The sequence below is a fragment of the Streptomyces sp. NPDC057654 genome (assembly GCF_042800135.1).
In the GTDB taxonomy this organism is placed as follows: Bacteria; Actinomycetota; Actinomycetes; order Streptomycetales; family Streptomycetaceae; genus Streptomyces.
On record NZ_JBHVHQ010000966.1, the window covers coordinates 1 to 3,087 of the forward strand.

Sequence of the window (3,087 nt, forward strand, 5' to 3'; positions counted from 1 at the left end):
GTTCCACCCCACGGTGCTGTGGCTGGGGCCCGACGCGGAGGGCCAGCAGCCGCTGGTGTCCGAGGCGGTACGGGGCGAGGGCGCCCACCTCGTCGACGCGGACGGTGTCCGCTTCATGCTCGGGCAGCACGAACTGGCCGAGCTGGCGCCGCGCGACATCGTCGCCAAGGCCATCACGCGGCGGATGCGTGAGCGCGGCGCCGAGCACATGTACCTCGACGCCCGCCACTTCGGCGCCCGGATGTGGGACAAGCGCTTCCCCACCATCCTCGCCGCCTGCCGCTCCCACGGCATCGACCCGGTCACCGAGCCGATCCCGGTGGCCCCCGCCGCCCACTACGCCTCCGGCGGCGTACGGACCGACCTGCGCGGCCGCACCACGGTCCCCGGCCTGTACGCGTGCGGGGAGGCCGCCTGCACCGGCGTCCACGGAGCCAACCGGCTCGCGTCGAACTCGCTCCTGGAGGGCCTGGTCTTCGCGGAGCGCATCGCGGCGGACGTCACGGGCCCGGGGGCGGCGCCCCGTATCCGTACGGAAACCCCCTCCGCGGTCCCCACATCGGACGCCCCCACCGCCGAATCCGCCCTCGTGGCCCCCGAAGCGCGCTTCGCCGTCCAGCGGGTGATGACCACCGGAGCCGGAGTCCTGCGCTCCGCCGCCAGCCTCGCCGAGGCGGCGACGCGGCTGACACAGCTGCACGCCGGCGCCGTGGACGAACTGGCCCGCGAGGGCAAGACCGCCGAGCCCTCCGTCGAGACCTGGGAGACGACCAACCTCCTCCTCGTCGCCCGCGTCCTCGTCGCCGCCGCCCAGCGCCGCGAGGAGACCCGCGGCTGCCACTGGCGCGAGGACTGCCCGGAGCGCGACGACGCGGCCTGGCACCGCCACCTCCTCGTGGCGCTGCGCCCGGACCGCACCCTCGCCGTCCGCACGACCGACACCCCCGCCTTCCCCGCGACCATCGCCCACCTCCCCGAGACCCCCAAGACCCCCGAGACGGAGTCGAATCAGTGAGCACCCCCGACCTCCCCCTGCTCCAGATCGGCCGCGTCGGCCAGGACCCCGCCGACGCGGGCTCCGGCGGCGGCTGCGGTGACGCGTGCGGCTGCGGTGGCGGTGAGCCGTACGACGCCGACCCGCTCGAATGCGGCCTCGACCCCGGCCTCGCCCAGCTGATCGCCGCCGCGGGCCTCGACCCCGTGCAGGTCGAGGACATCGCCCACCTGGCCATCGAGGAGGACCTCGACCAGGGCGTGGACGTCACGACCGTCGCGACCGTCCCCGAGGACGCCGTCGCCGTCGGCGACTTCACCGCGCGCGAGAGCGGCACCGTCGCCGGGCTGCGCGTCGCCGAGGCGGTCCTGTCCGTCGTCTGCATGGACGAGTTCGAGGTCGACCGGCACGTGGAGGACGGCGACCGGGTGAGCGCCGGTCAGAAACTGCTGTCCGTACGGGCCCGTACCCGCGACCTGCTCACCGGCGAGCGCAGCGCCCTCAACCTGCTGTGCCGCCTCTCCGGCATCGCGACCGCGGCCCGCGCCTGGGCCGACGTCCTGGACGGCACGAAGGCCGAGGTCCGCGACACCCGCAAGACCACGCCCGGCCTGCGCGCCCTGGAGAAGTACGCGGTCCGCTGCGGCGGCGGCGTCAACCACCGCATGTCGCTGTCGGACGCCGCGCTCATCAAGGACAACCACGTCATCGCGGCGGGCGGGGTGGCCGAGGCGTTCAAGGCGGTACGGGCGGAGTTCCCGGACGTGCCGATCGAGGTCGAGGTGGACACCCTCGAACAGATCCCGCCGATCCTCACCGAGGGCGCGGACCTCATCCTGCTCGACAACTTCACCCCCGAGCAGACCCGCGAGGCCGTAGCACTCGTAGCGGGCCGCGCCGCCCTGGAGTCCTCCGGCCGCCTCACCCTCGACAACGCGCGCGCGTACGCGGACGCCGGCGTCGACTACCTCGCCGTCGGGGCCCTCACGCACTCCTCGCCGATCCTGGACATCGGCCTGGACCTCCGCGAGAACGACGACGACAACGACAACAATGACGCCAACGACGCCAACGACGCGCACGGTGCGAGCGACGGGGAGCGGGCCTGATGCTGCTCACCATCGACGTCGGAAACACCCACACCGTCCTCGGCCTCTTCGACGGCGAGGACATCGTCGAGCACTGGCGGATCTCCACGGACGCCCGCCGCACCGCCGACGAACTGGCCGTCCTCCTCCAGGGCCTGATGGGCATGCACCCGCTGCTCGGCGAGGAGCTGAGCGACGGCATCGAGGGCATCGCCATCTGCTCCACCGTCCCCTCCGTCCTCCAGGAACTGCGGGAGGTGACCCGCCGCTACTACGGCGACGTTCCCGCGATCCTCGTCGAGCCCGGCGTCAAGACGGGCGTGCCGATCCTGATGGACAACCCGAAGGAGGTCGGCGCCGACCGCATCATCAACGCGGTCGCGGCCGTCGAGCTGTACGGCGGGCCCTGCGTCGTCGTGGACTTCGGCACGGCCACCACCTTCGACGCCGTCAGCGCGCGCGGCGAGTACGCGGGCGGCGTCATCGCGCCCGGCATCGAGATCTCCGTCGAGGCGCTCGGCGTCAAGGGCGCCCAGCTCCGTAAGATCGAGCTGGCCCGGCCGCGCAGCGTCATCGGCAAGAACACCGTCGAGGCCATGCAGTCCGGCATCCTCTACGGCTTCGCCGGGCAGGTCGACGGCGTCGTCACCCGCATGGCCGCCGAGCTCGCCGACGACCCCGAGGACGTCACCGTCATCGCGACGGGCGGCCTCTCGCCGCTCGTTCTCGGCGAGTCGTCCGTCATCGACGAGCACGAGCCGTGGCTCACGCTCATCGGGCTGCGCCTCGTCTACGAACGCAACGTCTCGCGCGCTTAGCATCGTCCCCGACGATCTTGGTCGGGCCCGGTCGGCCCGGCCGAGCAACCAACCCGACGCATGAACGGTCCTGCAAGCGGGGGGAGTTGCGGGAGCGGGCGAGGGCGTGGGGCGTATGGGTGTGAAGCGGAAGTTATGCCGCGCGGCGGTGGCCGTGGCCGCGCTGGCGGCCGGAGCGGTACTGGCG

General features: G+C 73.1%; 3 protein-coding genes. All 3 read left to right on the plus strand.

Annotated features, from left to right (window positions below; all coding sequences use genetic code 11):
* On the plus strand, window positions 1-1,015 hold a 1,015-nt coding region (locus ACFU99_RS38975; RefSeq protein ID WP_384402063.1), incomplete at its 5' end, for an FAD-binding protein.
* Window positions 1,012-2,103, plus strand: a complete 1,092-nt coding sequence (gene nadC / locus ACFU99_RS38980; protein ID WP_384402066.1) for a carboxylating nicotinate-nucleotide diphosphorylase — start codon at window positions 1,012-1,014, stop codon at window positions 2,101-2,103. The genes ACFU99_RS38975 and nadC, both read left to right, overlap by 4 nt.
* A complete protein-coding gene (locus ACFU99_RS38985) occupies window positions 2,103-2,900 on the plus strand; it encodes a type III pantothenate kinase (RefSeq protein ID WP_363130366.1) in 798 nt (265 codons plus the stop codon). The genes nadC and ACFU99_RS38985 overlap by 1 nt, the downstream gene beginning before the upstream one ends.
* Window positions 2,901-3,087 lie beyond the last annotated feature (187 nt).